Here is a 21,002-nt window from a genome sequence, read left to right as displayed (position 1 = left end):
TCGCGGGCCCACGCTGGGCTCGTAGTCCGGCTCATGGCGCTTGCGCTTGCCGTCGGCGGGCTCGGGATGCGGAGTGCTCTTGCGGGCGCGCAGCTCGGCGAGGCGTTCCTCCAGCCGGTTCTCCTCGCTGGTGATCTTCCCCAGCTCGCCGCGGCGGTGATGTTGATCAGGTCCGCCGGCCGGTTCTTCGCCGCTGCCTCCTTGCGGATCGCCCGCTCGGCGATCCGCCGGGCCTCCGCCTGGTCGTACGCGATGCCGATCCTCTTGCGGGACCAGGCCCCGGTGGTGCTTGTCGGGCATCGTGGCCCGTAGTACCGCCAGGACTTCTCCCGCTCCACCGCTGGGGGCTGATCCCCAGTGGTGGGGTGGGGCGGGTCGCGGGCGGCATACCGCTCAGGATGCACGTGGCCCACGTGGTGTGCGCAGACGCTTCCGTGTGGCCCCATGACCGCGACCGTCGGAAGCCCGCGGTGAGCGCGCCCATGCGCAGCAGGCTGGCGCTGGCCCGGGCGGCCGGCGGAGGGCGGGCGGCGGCGTCGCTCATCGGCGAGGCCGCGGTGCGGAACGCGAGCAGTGCGTCGATCACTACGCAGCAGTTGGAGACGCTTCCCGTCGATCGGCGTGAGACGGAAACGTACGTGGAGTCGGCGATGGCCGCGCTGGAGGAGTTCAGCGCCCACGCCGCCCAGACCATGGCCGACACCCACTCCTCGGCGCAGTATTCGGCGCGGATCTTCCCCAGCAGCTCGACAGGTGGCGCCCGGGGCGGTCGCGTGGGCGCGCGGCACGGGGCCCGGTCGGAGTAAGAAGCGCGGGAGCGGGTCGGGGTGCTGGCCGCGCTCGGGTGGGGCCATCCAGCTGCAGCCGGGGCGTTGCGGACATAGGCCAAGCAAGCGAAGGGCCGGGGAGTCCCTCCCGGAGCGGGGAGGTACCGACCCTTTCGCGGCACTGGGGACAGCTCAGAGAACGCGGACGGCGCCCGCGGGCATGTCGTAGCTCAGGGAGCGTTCAACGATGCCCGTGCTGGGGTTCTGCGCACCGACGTACTTGCCGCCACCAACGTAGACGGCCACGTGGTAGGCGCCGCTTCCCCTGCTGCCCCAATACAGGATGTCACCGGGCTGGAGACTGCTCAGCGACACCGAGCGGCCGAGCATCGACTGGTCCTGCGATACGCGAGGCAGGGAGATGCCGGCCTGGCGGAAGGCGGCCTGGAGGAGGCTGGAGCAGTCCCACGAGTTGGGGCCGTTGCTGCCCAGCACGTAAGGCTTGCCGACCTGCGCGCGGGCGAAGTTGATGATGGCGGCGGCGGAGCCGGTGGCCGGGGTGCTGACGCCGCCGAAGCCCTTGACGGTGGCGGAGCCGGAGCCCTCGCCGGAGGCGGTCGTCACGGAGGTGCGGGAGGAGGTGCGGTTGGCACGCTCCGCGGCGGCCTTGCGGTCCGCCTCCTCCTTCGCCTTCTTCTCAGCGTCCGCCTTCGCCTGGGCGTCCTCCTTGGCCTTCTTCGCCTCGGCGGCAGCCCCGGTACGGGCGCTCTCCTCCTGGGCAGTCAGTTCGCCCTCGATGGCGGCCGCACGGGTGTTCTCGGCGGCCGTGGTGACGGCGGAGGCGACCTCCGCACCCAGGTCCAGATTCAGGACGGGCATTTCGAGCGTCGTCTCGGCCACGGGCTCGGCGGGCGGGGACGCACTCGCGGTGCCGGCCATGGCCAGGGTGCCGAGGACGCCACTGACAACTCCGGCGCGGACCACGAGCGTGGAGGCGCTGCGGCGGGGCTTCCGGTGGCTGGGGATGAGAGCGGTGGGGGACATGAGGACAACCGCTACCAGGGGTTGCGACACCCTTCAAGAAACGTGGGCTGCGCCACAGTTCCGCGCCAGGGGAACCAATCGGGCGCGACAGGCCCCACCTTGACGCCGTAACGGGCGAAACGGACACACTCTTACGAGCCTGCGACCACAGGCTTTCTGGAATAAGTCCGATTGGTCCTGGGCTTACCACCCCCACACGCAGATGGCCAAGCCCGCTTTCGATGGCCCAAATATGGAGTGACACACGTCACAGACGCGTCGCGTTACGCGGGCGTCGTGACCGAGCCGTGATCTTGCTGGGAGCGGGCGGCCGGATCCTGAACGGAGGTGCGCGTCAGCGGATCACGTTGCCGGGCGCCGCCGATGCGGCCACACCACACCAGGTTCGCGGTCTCACGAATCCGTCAGCGTCCATCGCCCCCGTCGCCCAGGCTGCCCCGGATCAACCCGACAGAGGCAGAGGCGTTGTGGACGAGACGAACCGACAGATGGACGGCGGGCGCACTGACAGAACACCCACGGTGCCCACCCGGACATGAACGGCGAGCAGCCGTACGCGCCCGCTGTCCATGCCCCCGAGGTGCGCCCCTTACTTTGCGGGTAACGAAGTGATGCTCTTGCGCCCGTAACGGCGGTGGAGTCCGTGGCAGCCCGCGAGCCCAGTTGGGCGGTCTGCTGCGGCGTTAAACTCGAGCTCCAGTTCACGGGCCTGGCGCCCGGTGCCGGGAAGGCAGCGACCGAGCCATGGCCGTGACCGCTCTCCTCGACAGGAAGAACGCCACGCTCGACCTTGGCCGCCGCCACTCTTGTCCTCGGTGCGGTGCTTGACGTGGAGCAGGTCCTCACGCCCGGCGAGATTGTCGCCGGGACGCCCGATCGCCAGCCCCGGCCAGGGCCCGCGCGACGCCCGGTTCCTTCGGCCCGAGGAACTGGGGTTCCGGCTCGAACAGGGCGTCCACGGCTGCCTTGTCCGCGGCGAATAGTTCGCGTGCGGTGCCGTAATACCAGAGCGCGTCCTGGTGGTCGACCGCACTGACGCCGTACGAGTCGATGCCCGCCTCCTGACACAGGGCGACCGCCCGCCGGATGTGGAAGCCCTGGCTCACGAGGATCGCACGGTCGACACCGAAGATCTTCTTGGCTCGTACGCAGGAGTCCCAGGTGTCGAAGCCGGCGTAGTCGCTGACGATACGGGCGTCGGGCACGCCGTTATGGGTGAGGTACATACGCATGGCGTGTGGCTCGTCGTAGTGATGGCTGCTGTTGTCGCCGGTGACCAGAACCACCTTGACGCGTCCCTCGCGGTACAGCTTCGCCGCCGCGTCGAGGCGGTTGGCGAGGTACATCGACGGCGCGCCGTTCCACATCAGGCCCGCGCCGAAGACCACGGCCACATCTGTGCGAGGGGCGTCCGCCGTTGTCCGCAGGCGGCCGTCCGCCACCGTGAACATCCACGTCGCGGGCAGCAGAGCCAGCACACACAGCAGCATCACGGCCTGCACGGCCCGCCGCTGCCCCGCTCGGGTACGAGGCAGAAGCAGCCTATGGATGCCTCTCAGGCGTGGGCGCGGTAGGCGCATGACAGTGACCCCCGGTTCATCGGCCGCCGCACTCGACAGCGGCGGCTTGTGTTTCTCGGCTGTCTCTGCCGTTTCGACAGCCTCCGCCGCTCTCACAAACGAAAGACGCCTCACTTGGTTCCCAGCCCACCGCGCAGCATGACCAACATCACTCAGTGTGATGAAATCCGCAGGTCACCCTGCCGGCTACTGAAATTGATGCGATGTCGGCCTGTCGTCGGCAGGCCTCACGGGGCAGGCCGGTGCCGGCAAGGCATCCATCGACCAGGTGCGGGCTGCAAGACGGAAGCTGAAAGACGGTCAGCCACTCGGAGTTCGGGGCGAGCACGGAGGTTGTTCCCCGACGGGATCGACTGGCCCGCCCAGCTGCCGGTGTGTCAGCAGGCTCCGACGCCCCACTTCTCCATCCGGGACAGGGCATTGCTGATCGGCCCTGGCGCGAACGGCCAGGTTACGCCCCAGCGCCCGCCATTCCGGCCTGCACGCCCGCGCGCAATCAAATTTTCAACTACTTAGTTGAATAGTAGACAGATCCCAATCAGGCCAATCCACACACGATCTGTTCACGCATTGTCCAAATCGATGTCCATCATTTCGCGAGAGAGCCGCTAAGATCACGGCATGGTTACAGCCCGGTCGCTCTATCGCGTGCCGCCGACCCACTCATCGATGGGTCTGCTGCGCCTGCTTGGGCTGGCCATGCTGCTGCTGGGCCTCTTTTACACGCACGGCGTGCAGACGGAAGGCGGCGCCGAGGGCCACGGAGCCCCCAGCGCATCCGCTTTCTCTGCGACTCCCTCGGGCGGCAGTACAGCCGCCCGGGTGGACCACACGGACCGCCACGGAGCTGCCCACTCCGCGCATGAGTGCACACCCAGGCTGCCTCGACAGGGAGCCACTGTTGACGTACCTCGACTGTCTCCGCTGACCGGGGCGCGATGGACGTTCGGGACCCTGCCGAGCCCGCCCACCCGCGGCGAGGCAGGGCCGGCAGGCTCTTCGCTGACACATTTCAGAACAACGCCCGTGCTCCAGGTGTAGACACTCAACAACACTGGCGACGCCCGTATCACCATATTTGCGCCTTACAGGCGCTATGTTCTGGCTCGTCCAGATTTTGGCGCCTTGATGCCCCACGCCCTCATAGCGGGCGGCGGACGGGCCCAACCCTCGCTGTCCACACCGTCGACCTCGTGCCGCTTCCTCTGCCCACATGGGCCTCCGAAGCGACTGCCGCACGGAGGAAAAGTGCCACGCCACCCGCTCGTACGACCTCTCCGCCGGGCCGCGCCCTGGCCAGGCCGTCTACTCGCAGGCATCCTGAGTGCCCTGCTGCTGGCAGCGGTGCACTGCTCCCCCTTCCTGGCCAGTGACGACCACGGGCACGCTGTGGCGACGGCATCAGCAAGTGAACTCACGCACCAGCACCCGGTCGACGTGCCTGCGGACGGGCACCCTGAGCACGGGCACAGTTCTGAATGCGTCTCCCCCGGCCTGGCTCCCCAGCCTCAGGGCGGATCCCAGTCCACAGCAGGCGCGGCAACAGTGCTCTCCCTCGCCATTGCCAGTGCCCCGGCGATGGCAGAGCCCCCAGCTGCACCGCCTGGCGCCGACAGAACGCCGATAGCCCAGAGCGGCCGCTCCACGCTGACAAGTATCTGCCGGTGGCGCATCTAGACCACTCGCCATGCAGCCGTACGAACCGGCTGCCGCACGCCGATCTTCAGAGCCGGGATACCCCCTGCCCTGCGCCGGCGGCATGCGACCTGAGCGAGTACTTGACGCGCATCACCGAATGAGAGCGAAACAATGCATTCCTCGACCACGGACGCGACACCCCCCACCCGCTCCGCCCTGTCCGGGCTCGTGGGTAACACCCCACTGCTTCGGATCTCAGAGCCTCTCGCCCCGGAGGGACGCGGCTTCTGGGCGAAGCTGGAGGGCTTCAACCCCGGCGGCATCAAGGACCGCCCCGGCCTGCACATGGTCGAACGCGCCCGCGCCCGGGGTGACCTCAAGCCTGGGGCCCGGATCATCGAATCCACCAGCGGCACCCTCGGCCTCGGCCTGGCCCTGGCCGGCATGGTCTACGGACACCCCGTCACCCTGGTTACCGACCCGGGCCTTGAGGCATCCATGACCCGGCTGCTGACCGCCTACGGAACCCAGGTCAACGTCGTCTCCGAACCGCACCCCACAGGCGGCTGGCAGCAGGCCCGCCGCGACCGCGTGGCCCAGCTCATGGGGCAGCACCCGGACTCGTGGTGCCCCGACCAGTACAACAACCCCGACAACACCACCGCCTACACCCCGCTGGCACTCGAACTGGCCACCGAGCTGGGGCACATCGACGTCCTGGTGTGCAGCGTGGGCACCGGCGGACACTCCGCAGGCGTCTCCCGGGTACTGCGGCAGCTCTACCCCGACCTGACGCTCGTGGGAGTCGACACCATCGGCTCCACCATCTTCGGCCAGCCCGCCCGGCCCCGCCTGATGCGCGGGCTCGGATCGAGCATCTACCCCCGCAACGTCGCCTACGACAACTTCTCCGAGGTGCACTGGGTCTCCCCGGCCGAAGCGGTGTGGACCTGCCGCCAACTGGCCTCCTCCCACTACGCCACCGGTGGATGGAGCGTCGGCGCCGTCGCCATGGTCGCGGGCTGGCTGTCGCGCGCCCTGCCCAAGGACACCCGGATCGCGGCGATCTTCCCCGACGGTCCTCAGCGCTATCTCAGCACCGTCTACGACGACGACTACTGCGCGGCCCACGGCCTCCTCGAGTCGCCGCCGGCGTTCGAACCCGAGGTGATCGGCCGCCTGGACGAGAAGGAGGTCACCCGCTGGACCCGATGCACCACCGTGGTCGACCCGCTCACCCTCGACGACGAGGCGCGGGACGCCGACGTCGAGGAGAACGCCGACGAGGCCGAGCCGCTCAACGAGGCCGACGCGGAGGACGCGGCCTGATGAAGGGCACCATCACACAGTTCCGTTCGTACGAGAGCAGCGTTCAGCTGCTGATGGTGAATCAGTTCACCATCAACCTCGGCTTCTACATGCTGATGCCCTACCTGGCCACGCACCTGGCCGGCCCGCTGGGACTGGCGGGCTGGCTCGTCGGCCTGATTCTCGGCGTACGCAACTTCAGCCAGCAGGGCATGTTCCTGGTCGGCGGAACGCTGGCCGACCGCCTCGGTTACAAGCCGCTGATCATCGCGGGGATGGTGCTGCGCGTCATCGGCTTCGCGACGCTCGGGCTCGTGGACTCCGTACCGGCTCTGATCGCCGCGTCCGCCGCGACCGGCTTGGCCGGGGCCCTGTTCAACCCGGCCAGCCGCGCGTATCTGGCCGCGGACGCGGGCGAGCGTCGGGTCGAAGCCTTCGCGCTGTTCAACGTCTTCTACCAGGCCGGCATCCTGCTGGGCCCGCTGGTGGGCATGATCCTGACGGGCGTCGACTTCCGCGTCACCTGTCTGGTGGCCGCCGGAATCTTCGCCGTGCTGAGCCTCGTGCAGATCCGGGCGCTGCCTGCCCGCCGCGGCAACGATGCAAAGGACGAGAAGGATGGTCAGCGCGAGAGCGTGCTGACCCAGTGGCGCGGCATCCTGGCCAACCGCCCGTTCCTTCTCTTCTCCGTGGCCATGATCGGCTCGTACGTCATGACCTTCCAGGTCTACCTGGCACTCCCGTTGGAAGTGCGGCGCCTGGGCGGCGAAGGCCAGTTCGGCACGGCTGCGGTAGCGGTGCTGTTCGCCGTCTCAGGGCTGAGCACGGTCCTTTTCCAGACGAAGGTCACCGCCTGGTGCAAGGCCCGTGTGGAGCCGGGTCATGCCCTCGCCTGGGGGCTGCTGACGATGGGGGTGGGTTTCCTGCCCCTGCTGGCTGCCACGGCAGTGCCTGTTCCGGACGGCGGGATAGGACTGTGGCTACTGGCCGCCGTGCCGCCGGCGTTGTCCGCCCTACTGCTGGCCCTGGGCACGATGATCGCCTATCCGTTCGAGATGGACACCATCGTCCGTCTCTCCGGCGACCGCCTGGTAGCCACCCACTACGGGTTGTACAACACCATCTGCGGTGTCGGTATCGCGCTCGGCAATCTGCTCACCGGCGCGGCCCTGGACGCGGCCCGGAACGCCGGGGTGTCCGCGCTCCCGTGGCTGGCGCTCTTCGCCCTCGGCCTCGCGTGCACCGCCGCCGTCTACGGACTGCACCGCACCGGCCGCCTCGCACCACCCGTGCCTGAGACACGGCCCGAAGCCGTGACCGTCTGACCGAACGGCCAAGCACCAGGGGGGCGGGCACGTGCCATCGCCCGCCCCTCTGCTCTGCCGTGCCCCCGCATCGGGAGTGAACCTTGATACCCGCCCCACTTCGGCAGGCCCACACCGCGTTGCAGCTCAGGCCGTTCCAGGCCGTGCGGTACGACCCTGCGCGTGCCGGCGACCTGTCCACCGTGATCAGCCCGCCGTACGACGAGATGATTCCCGCCCACGCGCGGGCCCAGCCTCATCACATCGCCCGGCTGCTCTATGCCCACGATGTACATGCCGCCGCAGGACAGTTGGACCGATGGCTGAACCGAGGCGTACTGCGCCGCGATTCCCAGTCCGCCCTCTATGTGTACCAACAGCGTCGCGGACAGCAGCTCTTGCAGCGTGGACTGATCGGTGAACTGCTGCTGTCCGACGAGAGCGCCGGAGCAGTTCTGCCCCACGAGGATGTCCAGCCTCATGTCGTCGGGCAACGCGCCGCGCACATGGCCGGACTGCGCGCCCAACTGGAGCCGCTCCTCCTCGCCTACCGCTCTACCGATGGCGCGGGGACCCGCCTCATCGAGGACATCACCAGCCGCCGCCCCACCGCGTCCGCCCGTCTGGGGGCGATCACTCACACCCTGTGGAGCTGCACCGATCCCGCCGAGCAATCAATGCTCGCTGCGGGGCTCACAGGGTGCCAGGCCCTCATAGCCGACGGCCACCACCGCCATGCGGCCTGCCTGCGGCTCGGGCAGGAGCAGACAGGGAGCAGTACCTGGGACCGCAGTCTGGCGCTCCTGGTCGACTCCGCGGCAACTCCCCTGCAGTTGAAGGCGATCCATCGCGTCATTCCCGGCCTGGAGCCCGACAAGGCGGCCGCGGCAGCCGCAGACGTGGCACGGGTACGTCCACTGCCCTCCGGGCCACGACTGCCCGACCCGGATGAGCTGGTCGTCGCCGGCGGCGGCCGAGCCTGGAGCATCTCGGCCCCTGAGCCGGAAGCGCTGCGCGAGGCGCTGGACGGGCGGCCGTACGAATGGCATGAGCAGCCCGCTGCCATCGCGGACCTTCTCCTTCTCGCTCGCGCCTGGTCGGTGCCCGACCTCCCCGGTGCAGTGCGTCATGTACACGACGCCGCCCAGGCATTGACCTCCGTAGCTGCGCCAGGCGGCGGGACCGCGGTCCTGCTCCCCGCTATCACCGAGGACACGGTGAGGGGACTCGCAGCGAAGGGCGTGCTCCTCCCCCGCAAATCAACCTCCTTCGGCCCGAAGCCGGCTGCCGGCCTGGCCATGCGAGTCGTCGCAGCCCCGTAGAGCCCGGCTCAAAAAACCGCGGGGCGGCCGACGGATCGCTCCGTCGGCCGCCCCGCCGCCTCGACTCAGCTCTTGCCGAGCATCTTGTTCATCTGCTCGATCTCGGCCGTCTGGGCCTTGATCACCTCGTCGGCCAGCTTCTTGGCAGGGTCGTACTTGCCCTGCGCCTTCTCGGTCTTGGCCATTTCGATGGCGCCCTCGTGATGCTTGATCATCATCTCGGCGAACATCTTGTCGAACTCGGCGCCCTTGGCCGCCTTCAGCTTGTCCATGTCGGCCATGCTCATCATGCCGGGCATGCCGGATGACATGTCGTGACCCTGGCCGGACATGTCAGCGGGGACTTCCTCACCCCATGAGGTGAGCCAGCCGGACATGGTCTTGATCTCCGGGTCCTGGGCTCCCTTGATCTTCGTCGCCAGGTCCTTGGTCTCCGCGGACGCGGCGCGGGTCTCGGCCAGCTCGGCCATCTCCACCGCCTGGCGGTGGTGCTGGATCATGTCCTTGGCGAAGGAGACGTCAGCCGCATTGTGGTCACCAGCCGTGATGGAAGCGCTGGCGGACGGCGTGGACCTGGACTCCCCCATCGCCCCCATGTCGTGCTCGCTGTCACCCCCACAAGCGGCCAGGACCAGGGCGGCCACTCCGGTGCCGGCGACAAGGGCGGTACGACGGATCAGCGTGCGGTGCGCGTTCATGCGAAACTCCTCGGTTTGATCTGTGGCAGGGCATGGTGAGTGGCGACGCCGACCCCATGCGGGCACCTTCCGGCGGCGCGCGGCCTGTCCTATATCCGCAGGAGCTGCAGTTCCGAGAGAGAAGGAGGGGCTCGTCCCCCGTCAGGGCCGCTGGAGAGGGCGGTGATCTGCCCCTCTGCGGGCAGGGGATGCCCGATCACTGTGGGGACGAGGGCGGGAAACACCAGAGGCCCCGCCACGGCGCCGGACGCACACGTCGGATCGGCATGATCCGCAGGCTCGTGCTGTCCGTGGCAGTCGTGGCCGCATTCATCCGACTCGGCCAAGACAGCTGCCGCGCGCCCGATCTCCGCACTGCGCCCATGCGTGCTCTCCTGTGCCGCGGCCGGGGCAAACCCCAGGCCGTGCATCCCGAGCAGCCCTATGAGGAGGCCGAGGACGAGCAGCCCGCTGAGCCGCAACAGTGGTTGCGGCTTCGCGGGCTTCTCATTGCGTGACATCGGCGCCATCGTAAGCACAATGCACCCACCCACGGCATGCCGAACGCGTCCGAACAGGTAGGAGGGGCCGGTCCGTGCTCATTCGCGCGGTCTACTATGTAGTTGCGTACAACATTGGCGAAAGGATTCGGCCCATGCGTCGGCTGGGGGAACTTGAGGCGGAGATCATGGACCGCTTCTGGAGATGGAACCGCCCCGCCACGGTGCGCGAGATCGTCGACGACATAAACGAGCAGCGGACCATCGCCTACACGACGGTGATGACCGTGACCAACATCCTGTTCCACAAGGGCTGGCTCCTGCGCGGCAAGGAGGGGCGGGCCTGGCTGTACACGCCGGTGCGCAGCCGAGAGGCGTACTCGGCCCTCTTGATGGAGGACGCTCTGGGGGCCAGCGAGGACCGGCCGGCCGCTCTGGTCCAGTTCGTCGAGAAAATGTCCGCCGACGAGGTCGCAGCGCTGCGCACAGCGCTGCGTAACGTGGGACGACGGCCGAAGCCATGAACGCGGCGCCCGCTCTGGTCGGCTACACGGCGGCTGTCGGCTTCCTCGCCCCCCGGCTGATGCTGCGCAGCGCCTGGCCGCATCGGGCTCCCGCCCTGGCAGTGGCCGCATGGCACGCACTGGCCGTCTCGTTCTCCGTCTCCGCCGCGCTCGCGGCGTACCACCTCGCCACGCCGACCGAACACCTGCACGCGGGCCTCGTGGGCCTGCTGCACACCTGCGGAATCGGCAGCGGCGCCGCTGCCCCAGATCCGACGACCGCCGACCAGCTGGCCGTGGCCTTGCCGAGCGCCGTGGTGCTGGCCTTGGTCGCGAGCTTCGTCTTCCACATGACCCGCGCCGGGCGTGCGCGAGCCCGGCACCGTGACGCATTGGACAAGGTGGGGACCCACTCCGCCCGCCTGCGTGCCACTGTCCTGGCCCACAGAACGCCGGCAGCATACTGTCTGCCAGGCCGCCGCTCACGGATCGTGGTCAGCGATGCGGCCGTGCGGCTGCTCTCCGACGAACAGCTCGACGCGGTCCTCGAGCACGAGCGCGCCCACGTCGCGGGCCGCCACCACTTGGTGCTCGCCGTGGCAGAGGCCTTCGCCACCGTCTTCCGGTGGGTGCCACTGGCCCGCCACGCCAAGGAGCAGACGGCGATCCTGCTGGAGATGATCGCGGACGACCGAGCGCTGCGGAGCCATGAGCACGACGTGCTCGCGACCGCGATGTACGAAATGGCTGCGGGCCGCGCCCCGGAGGGTGCGTTCGGCGCGGGCGGGAACACCGCTCTTATCCGTATGCAGCGCATTCTGGGACGGCGCGATGGCGCCCATCCGGCGCTCTGGGGTTCCGTGGCCGCCGTGGCCGCTGTGGTGCCTCTGCTGCCGCTGCTGGTCGCCTGCCCGCCCGGTCTCTGACAGGAAAGACCACGTCCGTCCTACGTCAGGTTGCTTTCCACTTGCCTCTCATCTACGAAGTTACTAAGTTTTTACTCGCTTGGGCCTAAGGTCAGCGCGAAGATCGAATCCGCCCATAAGTACCGCCCGGCCATCCCCGTGAGGACCCCCAGTGACCGCACGTCTCCGTTTCCGCACCCTGTTCGCCGCCACGGCCGCCACACTCGCCGCGGTCACGCTCGCCGCCTGCGGTGCCGAGTCCACTGGCGACGAATCAGCGGATGCCTCGGCACCGCTGGCGCATGTCCACGGCCTCGGCGTCGATCCTGCGGACGGCCGCGTGTACGTCGCCACGCACGACGGTCTCTACAGCGTCGGCGCAGGAACGGACCCGAAGCTCGTCGGGGACCGCAAGGACGACTTCATGGGCTTCACCGTGACAGGCAAAGGCATCTTCATCGCCAGCGGCCACGGCGCACCGGGAGGTGGCCAGCCGGGCAATCTCGGACTGATCGAGAGCACGGACTCGGGTCGTACCTGGGCGTCCAAGTCGCTCTCCGGCAAAGCCGACTTCCACTCCCTCGACTCCGCCGAGGGCACCGTGTACGGGTACGAGGGCGGACGAATCCGAGTCACGAGCGATCTCAAGACCTGGGACGACCGGGCCAGCCTCAAGGCCCTCGACCTGGCAGCAGGTCCGGGAGGGGGCGAGCGGCTGCTGGCCACGACCTCCGAGGGCGTGGCGGCCAGCGCCGACGGGGGCCGTACGTTCGGCAAGGCCGCAGGCGCGGTGCAGGCGTACGTGTCCTGGCCGGAGGAGAAGGCCCTCTTCGGAATCGACCCGGCCGGGAAGCTGAGCCGCAGCGAAGACGGCGGCACGTCGTGGACCGTGCTCACGACCGTGCCCGGCGGAGCGCCCCAGGCGCTCACCGCGGTGGACGCCCGGCACGTCGTCGCCGCGACCCAGGACGGGGTGTACGAGTCGCGTGACGGCGGCCAGACGTTCACCGCGCTCTCGCCGCGTTCCTCCTGACCCGCCTCGAAGCAGCTTGGCGGGGGTGTCGGCACCGATCTCGTCACGCGCCGGCTCGTCTCCGCAGACACGCACCATTTTTCCGCCGCAGACTGCGCACACCTACGTGGCCGCAGAGTCTGAGGGGCAGCGCCGCGCTCGGTCTACACATTGCGCGCGGGTGCGCAGCGATCAAGGCTGGGCCGTCTGCTTCGCATCACGCCCGATACCGCGCTTCCACAGGGCGAGGGTGCAGCACCCGGCGCCGTGCTCCCTCACGGAGCCCACACCTCCTAGCCCGGTAGGAGTGGCCACTCCTACCTCCATGTCCTTCAGCGAACGTTCCTCGCCCTGGCCGTCGGCTTAGATCCACGCCCAGTCGCTGCAGACGGCCGGCGCCGGCGGAGCGCTGCTGGTTCCGGTGGCCGCGCAGGTGACGTCTGCGTGCTCGGTATGTCCGTCACCTGGTGCGGGGTCGCCGGCATGGACGCATCCGCCAAGGTCCTCCGAGGCGGCCGGCGGGCCGCCGACGGCAGCCCGCGCGTGCTCCGAAGCCGTGGCGTGGTGCGCCGCCGAGGCGTGGGCGGCCATAAGGGCCGCACCCGGGCCCAGGCCCGTGCATGACCAAGAGTCCGGTGAGGTCGGCCAGGACGAGGAGCAGGTGGCAGCTCGAAGGCGTCGCGCTCGCGTCGTCTGCCTGTCCGCAGCAGGCATCGCAAGCGGCCATCCGAAAACGCGGTGCGGCCGAGCCCCGGATGACGCACCCCTCTTGAGGAATACCCACCCGGGGTATAACGTTCCCGCCATCGAGATACCCCCAGGGGGTATACGCCGTCGCTTCGAGGAGCGGTCATGCCAACTGTCAATCCACGTCGTTGGTGGGCACTCGCCGTGCTTGCCGCCGCACAGTTCATGGTCATCATGGACACGTCGATCATCGGCGTGGCGCTGCCCGAGATGCAGCGCGACCTGGGCTTCTCCCAGGGTGATCTGCAGTGGGTGTTCAACGCCTACGTCATCGCGTTCGGCGGACTGCTCCTGCTGGGCGGCCGCCTCTCCGACCTCCTCGGCGCCCGAAAGGTCTTTGTGGCCGGCTGGGGCATCCTGATCGCGGGCTCCGCCGTCGCCGCGGCAGCTCAGAGCGCATGGGTGGAGGTCGCCGGCCGCGCGGTACAGGGCGTGGGCGGCGCGCTGATCGCACCCGCCTCGATGACCCTGCTGATGATGCTCTTCGGCCACAGCCCCAAGGAGCTGGGCAAGGCCCTGGCCCTTTACGGCGCTGCGGCTCCGGCCGGCGGCACGGCGGGCGTGTTCCTGGGCGGGGTGTTCACCGAGTGGGCCAGCTGGCCGTGGGTGTTCATCATCTACATCCCGATCGGCATCGCCACCCTGCTCGCCACCGGCCTGCTGCCGGCCGTCGCCGCCCGCCGCGGCGGTGGCGTGGACGTCCTGGGAGCGGCGGCCGTCACCGCCGGGCTCGCGCTCACCGTGTTCACCGTCGTCCGGGCCCCCGAGACCGGCTGGGGGACCGCGCAGACGGTCCTTCAGCTGATCGCGGGGACCGCCCTGCTGGTCGTGTTCGTCCTCATCCAGCGGTCCGCGAAGTCGCCCCTGATGCCGCTCGCCATCTGGCGCACCCCCGGCCTCGGCGTCTCCAACCTGGCGATGGCACTGCTCGGCGCCGCCTGGATCCCGATGTGGTACTTCCTCAACCTCTACCTCCAGCAGGTCCTGGGCTACGGCGCCTTCGCCTCCGGAGCAGCCCTACTGCCGATGACCGGCCTGCTGATGGTCTTCATGACCACCGCCAGCGCCCGCCTGCTCGGCCGCTTCGGCCCCAAGCCGCTGATCACGGGCGGCCTGCTGGTCCTGGCCGCCGGCCTGGTGTGGCTGTCGGCCGCCCGGCCGACGGGATCCTTCGTGGTGGACGTCCTGCCCGCCTCACTGGTGGCAGCCCTCGGCATGGCACTGGCCTACATCCCCACCTTGATGACGGCCATGTCCGCCGCCCCGCAGGAACAGGCCGGCCTCGCCTCCGGCATCGTCAACACCACGTACCAGGTCGGCTCCGCCCTCGGCCTGGCCTCGCTCACGGCACTGGCCACCTCCCAGGGAGCGGGAGCGCTCGGAGACTTGTCCGCCCTGACCAACGGATTCAGCGCCGCGTTCCTCGCCGCCGCGGGCATCGCCGCCACCGGCGCAGTGGCCACCCTCGCCCTCATGCGAGGCAAGGCTCATCCGGCCGCCGACCCGGCGGCATCCGTACCGGCCCAGGGCGAGGCCAAGTCCCGCCAGGCAGCTGCCAGCTGACTGCGCCCGGGCCACCGCCTCACTTCACGCACTGCCTGCCTCCGGACAGGGCGGGGCCCGCCGGGCAAACCCGGCGGGCCCCGCCCTGTCCGGAGGCAGTGGACTCAGAGACGATGGCCAACGCCGCGGACCACCTAGATCACCGGGATCAGCAGTTCCTGCCCTCCCCCATGGGTGACCACGTCACCGACCGAGTGGTTCGGGGCCGAACAGGGCTACCCCCAACCGGTCTTCGTTCCTCCGGCGACTCTGGACACATACCCCCCTGGGGTATAAGTTTTCTGTGTGGGGCCGAGAGAAGTCGGCCACGCTGGACGCGAATTGGGGATGAAGGATATGGATCACAGCGCACATCACGCCGCCGCTCACGACCACTCCGCACATCAGGCCCACGCTGGCGAGCACGACCACGCCGCGCACCACTCCCACGGGGGTCATGGCGGCCACCCCATGGGAACGGTGACCTGGGGAGCGGCCGCCAAGGCGACGCTGCACTGCCTGACCGGGTGCGCCATCGGTGAGATCCTTGGCATGGTCATAGGCACCGCCCTGGCCTGGGGCAACGCGCCCACCATGGTCCTGGCGATCACGCTCGCGTTCGTGTTCGGCTACTCCTTCACCCTGTTGGCAGTGCGCAAGGCCGGGCTGGACTTCAAGACCGCCCTCAAGGTCGCGCTCGCCGCCGACACCGTCTCCATCGCGGTGATGGAACTCGTCGACAACGGCATCATCGCCCTGACCCCCGGCGCCATGGACGCCCACCTGACCGACGCACTGTTCTGGACCGCGCTCTTGGGCGGTTTCGCCGTCGCCTTCCTGATCACCACCCCCGTGAACAAGTGGATGATCGGCCGCGGCAAGGGCCACGCCGTCGTCCACGCGTACCACTGACGCCCTCGCCGCCAGCCGGATCCTGAGGCCGCTCCTCGATCATCGAGGAGCGGCCTCCGCCACGTCTTGACGACGCAACCCCGCTGGCCCCCAATGGCGCACAGCTACGCCGTCCTCCACCAGCCGCCGCCTTCCGCGGGCGCGCGACGGGACAAGAACCGGGCCCCGATGCCAGCGCCACTTCCGGGTTGGCTATCATCACGACGTGGTCACGAAACCGACGGTCGCAGCCCTGCCGGCCACCCGCTCCCGGGTGCCGCAGCTGTCCCGTCTGCTGTGGCTCGGAGCGCTGCTTCTCGGGCTGCTGTACACGCACGGCGTGGACAGCGGAAGCGCAGCCGCGCATCGCTCCTCAGGCGTCGTCGCCACCGTCCCCACCAGTGCTACGGGCTGGTCGACCGCCGACGAATGCCACGACGGCAGCCACGAGTCTCCACACACCGTTGAGGCCTGCGCGGCTGGGCAGCCGACCAGCGGCTTCGATGTGTCCGCACCGGCCGTGTCGCCGCTCGGAGCAACTCTCCCGAATCACCAGGCGACGAGCTCTCTCGCAGGCTCCACCGTGGCAGTGCAGCCCGGCGGCCCGAGTGGCGCGCCAGCGATCCTGCGCGTTTAGCCCGCTCACAGCCTTCCCTGCCTTCACCCTTCCCCGCCATGTCCGGTCGGCCTTCCATGGCCCCCTGAGACGTTCGCTCGCTGCGCGCTCTAGCAGCGGCTCCGTCGGCGGATTCCCTTGCTCCTCGTACCGGCTCGCGCCTACGCCGCCCCGTCCGGGCTGGCGGGGCACTTGCCCATGCCTCAGATCACGAAAGGCCTCGTCTTGTCGCTCCTCACCGACCACCCCACTCCGCGCCTCGCGCCTCAGCCCGCTTCCGGAGGCCGTGGCGCCGCGCGGCAGCGGGCCCGGTCGCATCGCGCTCGCCGCACTCCTCCCCTGGCCGGCCGCTACATCGGGTACGTGCTGTACTTCGTCGGCGCCGGTCTCATCAGCGGGGCTGTCGTCCATCACCCGCTGGACCCGGCCCGGTACACGGTCGTGGGCGTCATCGGTGTCTTCGTCTTCTTGCTCGCCACATTGGTCAACGAATTCCTGCTCGCCAGCGACCGGCCCGCATTGCCGCGAGCACTCATGGTGATCGGCGCCTCGCTCCTGCTGTCGTTCGGCATCGGCATGCTCAGCGGCGGCCTGCAGCACTTCGACGACTTCCCCGCCCGAGGTGCCGTACTCGTCCCACTGGGCATAGCGGTCTCCTTCGTGGCCTTCGTCCTCAAGGACGCGGACGCCTCCTGGCGCCGGATCTTCGGCCCCATGGGGCTTGCCGTATTGCTCATCGCGGCAGGTGCTTACTTCGGTCTGAACGTGATTGCCGACGGGATGGCCGCCGAGACGTCCGGAGGCGGCCACAGTCACGGCGGTGGCGCCGAAGACCCTGCTGACCGCGGCATAGGTAGCGAATCCCCCGCATCTCCCGGAGGGGCCACGGCCCCGAAGGAGCCCGCTGCGCCGAGCCGGGGCGGGGCAGCCGAGGCGGACGACGGTCACGCTCACTGACCGACCGAGGGGGCGCCAGCCCCCGAAGCGGCCGCGGCGTACGCCTGTCCGGCCACTCCCGGAAACCGGGAACCAGGTCGCGTCGGCAGGCATCTACTAAGACACTTAGCTTATTAGGAATGGAGACAAGACGTCATGCAGCAGAGTCCGCCAAGGGGCCGTAGGGGCGTACGAACGCTCGCGCTCACCGCGGCCGTCGGTCTCGCCCTGGCCGGGTGCAGCGCGGCCGGACAGAACAAGAGCGGCTCCAGCACGACTGCCGTCGAGGACGCCAAGAACAGCGGCCCTTCCGCGATAGTCGTGGACACCGGCTCCGGCGAAGCCCCGGTCCCCGTGTCACAGAAGATCACCGTCAAGGCCGAAGGGGGCTCCCTGACGTCCGTGGAGGTGACCTCACCCGGCCAGGGCGCGGTCACGGGCACCTTGTCCCAGGACAAGTCCGTCTGGACTTCCTCGACCACATTTGCTCCCGGCGCCGAGTACACGGTGACAGCACAGGGCGCGGGTACCGACGGGGCCAAGCTGACCAAGACCGCTTCCTTCACCACGCAAGCGGCTGCGAATACCTTCGTCGGCACGTACAACGTCGACAAGGGCTCGACCGTGGGCGTCGCAATGCCCGTCTCGATCACCTTCAACAAGCCCATCCACGACAAGGCGGCCGTTGAACGCAAGCTGGCGGTCACCGCGTCGCCGGCTGTCGACGGATCGTGGAGCTGGATGAAGGACCGCGATGGGAAGGACCGTGTCGACTACCGGCCGAAGGAGTACTGGAAGCCCGGGACAGACGTCACCCTGCGCATGGACCTTGCCGGAGTCGACGCCGGCGGTGGCATGTACGGCACCCAGCAGCGCGAGGTGAACTTCCGCATCGGTGACGCGGTGACCAGCACGGTCGACGTCGAGAAGAAGGCCATGACCGTCGCCAAGAACGGCAAGGCACTCAGGACACTGAACGTCTCCACCGGCAAGAAGGACTTCGAGACCTGGAACGGCACCATGGTCGTCCTGAGCAAGGTCCCGTCGATCCGGATGAACTCCGCCACGGTCGGCATCTTCGGGCCCGAGGCGTACGACATGGAGGACGTGAAGTGGGACGTTCAGCTCACTCCGTCGGGCACGTACGCGCACGCGGCCCCATGGAACGAGGGCAAGTTCGGCCGCGTCAACGCCAGCCACGGCTGCATCGGCATGAGCACCGAGGACGCCAAGTGGTTCTTCGACCAGGTCAACCCCGGTGACCCCGTGACGGTTGTGAACTCGGTGGACACGGTGGCCGTCAACAACGGCTACGGCGACTGGAACGTCGACTGGGCCACGTGGAAGAAGGGCAGCGCTCTCTCGTAACACGCCCGTCGGCAGCCGACCTCGGAGGCGGACACGCCGCCTCCATCGCCCTATACGGCCTGCGGCGGCGATCCTCTTAGCCGTCGCCCGCTCCGGTCGAGCAGCATTGCGGCCCCGACCCGCGCCCTCGTCAGCCACCCCCCGGTCCACGTCACCCCGGTGACATTCGACACGGTTGTTACTAAACAACTTCGTAATTTACTATCTGGTCAGCCGCCGGCCGGAAAAGATGAGCAGGCTCCCCCGTCCAGCTCAACCGGTCGGCGGCCCCCCTTGAAGGAGTCACACATGGGCAGCTGGCCCGCCCGTAGATGGGCCGTCGCGGCAGCGGTCGCCGTGCTCGCCGCCCTCGTCATCGGAGTCCCCACCGGTGTGGTGCCTTCGCCGTTCTACACGCGCATGACGCCGGTGCTGTGGTGGAACTATCCGGTGTGGCTGGCGAGCTCCCTCCTCGAGGGACTGCTCGTCGCCACGTACGTCCGCGCCGGCGAGCCGTCATCCGCCGAAGCCGAGACGAAGGAGCGTCCGGCGACGGCCCGCGCCTTGAGCGCCGGCCTGCTGTCGGCGTTCGCGGTCGGCTGCCCCATCTGCAACAAGCTGGTTGTGCTGGCCATCGGGGTGACCGGTGCGCTCTCGTACTGGGCGCCGCTTCAGCCGCTGCTCGCCGTGGCCTCGGTCGGCCTCCTGCTCTTCGCGCTGATCCGCCGACTTCGTACGGCTGCCAGCTGCCCCGTTCCTTCGTGAGCAGCAGCGAGCGCCATGCACGACCGCCTCGCATGCCCGTGAGCACCTGGGCAGCGGCGGCGCTCGGCGGCCTCCTCCTCTACGCCTCGTTCCCGCCCGTAGGCATGTGGTTCCTCGCACCGCTCGGGCCGGCGCTACTGATCGTCGCGGTCCGGGGCAGGTCCTGCCGGGCGGCATTCGCGGCCGGCGCCGTCTTCGGAACAGCCTTCTTCGGTCCGCTGATCGTCTGGCTCTCCAATCTCGGCGTGCTGCCATGGCTGGCGCTGACCGCGGTCCAGACCCTGCTCGTGGCCCTCGCCGCGATGCTCCTGCCGCGGCTGCTCTCTCTGCGGGGGTGGCCGTTGTTCGCCGCTGCCTGGTGGGTCGCGGTCGAGGCGCTTCGGGGACGGGCTCCGCTCGGTGGTTTCCCGTGGGGCAGGCTCGCCTTCGGCCAGGCGGACGCGCCGTGGGGCGAGTGGGCCTCGGTCGGTGGCGCTGCCGCGCTCTCCTTCGTCACGGCGCTGCTGGGTTCGCTGCTGGTGTACGGCGTGACGTCCTGGCGGGGCGGTCACCGACGGTCGAGTGCGGTCGCGTCGTGCGGTGTGGTCGCACTGGTGGTCGCACCGCTGCTGATCCCTGCCGCGAAGCCGTCGGGGCGGAGCGCGGTGGTGGCCGTCGTGCAGGGCAATGTCGAACGCGAGCGCTCGCTGGCCGAGCAAGCGCGGGTCCGCGGGGTGGCACAGAACCATGCACGGCAGACCCAGGAGCTGGCCGACGCCGTCCGCCGAGGTGAGGTTCCCAGGCCCGACGTGGTGCTGTGGCCCGAGAACTCCCTGGACAGCGATCCCCAGCGAGACCTGGAGCTGGGCGCCCTGGTGGCGGATTCCGTGCGGCAGCTGGACCGTCCGCTGCTGATCGGCGCCATCCTGGACGGGCCGGCCGGCCAGTCATACAACGCGGGACAGCTGTGGCTGCCTCAGCAGGGACCGGTCGCTTCGTACGCCAAACGCCAGCTCGTCCCGTTCGGCGAGTACATCCCGGCACGGTCGCTGCTCGGCGGATTCGGCGCGCTGCAGCTCATCCCCCGGGACTTCGCCGCCGGGTCCTCCCAGGCGCCTTTGATCGCGGGCCCGGTGCGGCTCGGCGATGTGATCTGCTACGAGATCGCCTACGACGGGCGAGTCCGCGACACCGTCCTGGCGGGAGCCAACCTTCTGGTCGTCCAGACCAACAACGCCACATACGAGCGCGGCGTGCAGGCCGGCCAATCCGAGCAGCAGCTCGCCATGGCCCGGATCCGTGCGATCGAATACGGACGGTCGGTCGCGCTGGCATCCACGAGCGGTGTCAGCGCCCTCGTCACACCGGACGGGAGGGTCAGCGACCGGCTGGGCACCTGGCGCGGTGGTTACCTGGTCGAGAGGCTTCCGCTCGCCGAGGGGAACACCTTGGCCGCACGGCTCGGCACGTGGCCGGAGCTTCTGCTGGGCGCACCGGCCCTCGCGGGCCTCGCGACCCTGCTGCGGCTACGGCGAAGGGCACGGGCGAATCCGCCGGCGGCGGACCTCAAGCGTGACCCACGTCTTACTAATCTACTTAGCTGAATCTCGTATAGTGCA

At 69.2% G+C, this 21,002-nt stretch carries 19 protein-coding genes; 15 read left to right on the top strand and 4 right to left on the bottom strand.

All coding sequences use genetic code 11. The features are described 5' to 3' along the window. Positions 1-33: 33 nt before the first annotated feature. Together OG764_RS29695 and OG764_RS29690 are read left to right on the top strand one after the other, a co-directional pair. Positions 34-312, top strand: coding sequence for a hypothetical protein (locus OG764_RS29695; RefSeq protein WP_328971491.1), 279 nt, complete (start codon positions 34-36; stop codon positions 310-312). A gap of 170 nt (positions 313-482) precedes the next feature. Continuing rightward, positions 483-806: a hypothetical protein gene (locus OG764_RS29690; protein WP_328971490.1), complete on the top strand. Its 324-nt coding sequence runs from the start codon at positions 483-485 to the stop codon at positions 804-806. A 153-nt stretch (positions 807-959) separates the two neighbouring features. On the opposite strand, the gene OG764_RS29685 is transcribed toward OG764_RS29690, so the two are convergent. Both OG764_RS29685 and OG764_RS29680 read right to left on the bottom strand, forming a co-directional pair. After that, positions 960-1,811: a C40 family peptidase gene (locus tag OG764_RS29685; RefSeq protein WP_328971489.1), complete on the bottom strand. Its 852-nt coding sequence runs from the start codon at positions 1,809-1,811 to the stop codon at positions 960-962. Positions 1,812-2,653: 842 nt separating this feature from the next. Beyond that, positions 2,654-3,391, bottom strand: a complete 738-nt coding sequence (locus tag OG764_RS29680) for a SanA/YdcF family protein (RefSeq protein ID WP_328973224.1) — start codon at positions 3,389-3,391, stop codon at positions 2,654-2,656. A gap of 1,809 nt (positions 3,392-5,200) precedes the next feature. Here OG764_RS29680 and OG764_RS29675 point away from each other — a divergent pair. The 3 genes from OG764_RS29675 (at position 5,201) to OG764_RS29665 (ending at position 8,963) form a co-directional block, all read left to right on the top strand. Next, positions 5,201-6,358 (top strand): PLP-dependent cysteine synthase family protein, encoded by a 1,158-nt coding sequence (locus OG764_RS29675; RefSeq protein ID WP_328971488.1) that lies wholly within the window; start codon positions 5,201-5,203, stop codon positions 6,356-6,358. After that, complete coding sequence (locus tag OG764_RS29670; protein ID WP_328971487.1) at positions 6,358-7,662, top strand: MDR family MFS transporter; 1,305 nt, start codon at positions 6,358-6,360, stop codon at positions 7,660-7,662. Before OG764_RS29675 ends, OG764_RS29670 begins: the two co-directional genes overlap by 1 nt. Before the next feature lie 83 nt (positions 7,663-7,745). After that, on the top strand, positions 7,746-8,963 hold the full coding sequence (locus OG764_RS29665) for a DUF1015 domain-containing protein (RefSeq protein WP_328971486.1): 1,218 nt from the start codon (positions 7,746-7,748) through the stop codon (positions 8,961-8,963). A 65-nt stretch (positions 8,964-9,028) separates the two neighbouring features. Here OG764_RS29665 and OG764_RS29660 read toward each other — a convergent pair whose 3' ends face one another. Beyond that, a complete protein-coding gene (locus tag OG764_RS29660) occupies positions 9,029-9,661 on the bottom strand; it encodes a DUF305 domain-containing protein (protein WP_328971485.1) in 633 nt (210 codons plus the stop codon). 89 nt (positions 9,662-9,750) lie between these two features. After that, positions 9,751-10,161: a DUF6153 family protein gene (locus OG764_RS29655; RefSeq protein ID WP_328971484.1), complete on the bottom strand. Its 411-nt coding sequence runs from the start codon at positions 10,159-10,161 to the stop codon at positions 9,751-9,753. A gap of 134 nt (positions 10,162-10,295) precedes the next feature. On the opposite strand from OG764_RS29655, the gene OG764_RS29650 reads away from it, so the two are divergent. The 10 genes from OG764_RS29650 (at position 10,296) to lnt (ending at position 20,987) form a co-directional block, all read left to right on the top strand. Beyond that, positions 10,296-10,664, top strand: coding sequence for a BlaI/MecI/CopY family transcriptional regulator (locus OG764_RS29650; protein WP_328971483.1), 369 nt, complete (start codon positions 10,296-10,298; stop codon positions 10,662-10,664). Next, entirely contained in the window at positions 10,661-11,569 is a 909-nt protein-coding gene (locus OG764_RS29645; RefSeq protein WP_328971482.1) for a M56 family metallopeptidase, read from the top strand. The genes OG764_RS29650 and OG764_RS29645 overlap by 4 nt, the downstream gene beginning before the upstream one ends. Before the next feature lie 151 nt (positions 11,570-11,720). Continuing rightward, positions 11,721-12,581 carry a F510_1955 family glycosylhydrolase gene (locus OG764_RS29640; RefSeq protein ID WP_328971481.1) on the top strand — a complete coding sequence of 287 codons (861 nt, stop codon included), beginning with the start codon at positions 11,721-11,723 and terminating at the stop codon, positions 12,579-12,581. An 831-nt stretch (positions 12,582-13,412) separates the two neighbouring features. After that, positions 13,413-14,870, top strand: a complete 1,458-nt coding sequence (locus OG764_RS29635) for an MFS transporter (protein ID WP_328971480.1) — start codon at positions 13,413-13,415, stop codon at positions 14,868-14,870. A gap of 336 nt (positions 14,871-15,206) precedes the next feature. Further along, entirely contained in the window at positions 15,207-15,761 is a 555-nt protein-coding gene (locus OG764_RS29630; protein WP_328971479.1) for a DUF4396 domain-containing protein, read from the top strand. A gap of 205 nt (positions 15,762-15,966) precedes the next feature. Continuing rightward, entirely contained in the window at positions 15,967-16,377 is a 411-nt protein-coding gene (locus tag OG764_RS41785; protein WP_443056089.1) for a DUF6153 family protein, read from the top strand. 342 nt (positions 16,378-16,719) lie between these two features. Further along, entirely contained in the window at positions 16,720-17,313 is a 594-nt protein-coding gene (locus OG764_RS29625) for a hypothetical protein (protein WP_328971478.1), read from the top strand. A gap of 135 nt (positions 17,314-17,448) precedes the next feature. After that, positions 17,449-18,660, top strand: coding sequence for a L,D-transpeptidase (locus OG764_RS29620; RefSeq protein ID WP_328971477.1), 1,212 nt, complete (start codon positions 17,449-17,451; stop codon positions 18,658-18,660). Between the two features lie 288 nt (positions 18,661-18,948). After that, positions 18,949-19,404 carry a hypothetical protein gene (locus tag OG764_RS29615; RefSeq protein WP_328971476.1) on the top strand — a complete coding sequence of 152 codons (456 nt, stop codon included), beginning with the start codon at positions 18,949-18,951 and terminating at the stop codon, positions 19,402-19,404. Between the two features lie 32 nt (positions 19,405-19,436). After that, complete coding sequence (gene lnt / locus OG764_RS29610; RefSeq protein WP_328971475.1) at positions 19,437-20,987, top strand: apolipoprotein N-acyltransferase; 1,551 nt, start codon at positions 19,437-19,439, stop codon at positions 20,985-20,987. Positions 20,988-21,002: the final 15 nt, after the last annotated feature.

The organism is Streptomyces sp. NBC_00239 (assembly GCF_036194065.1).
GTDB lineage: Bacteria > Actinomycetota > Actinomycetes > Streptomycetales > Streptomycetaceae > Streptomyces.
This window is presented reverse-complemented; position numbering and strand designations above follow the sequence as displayed.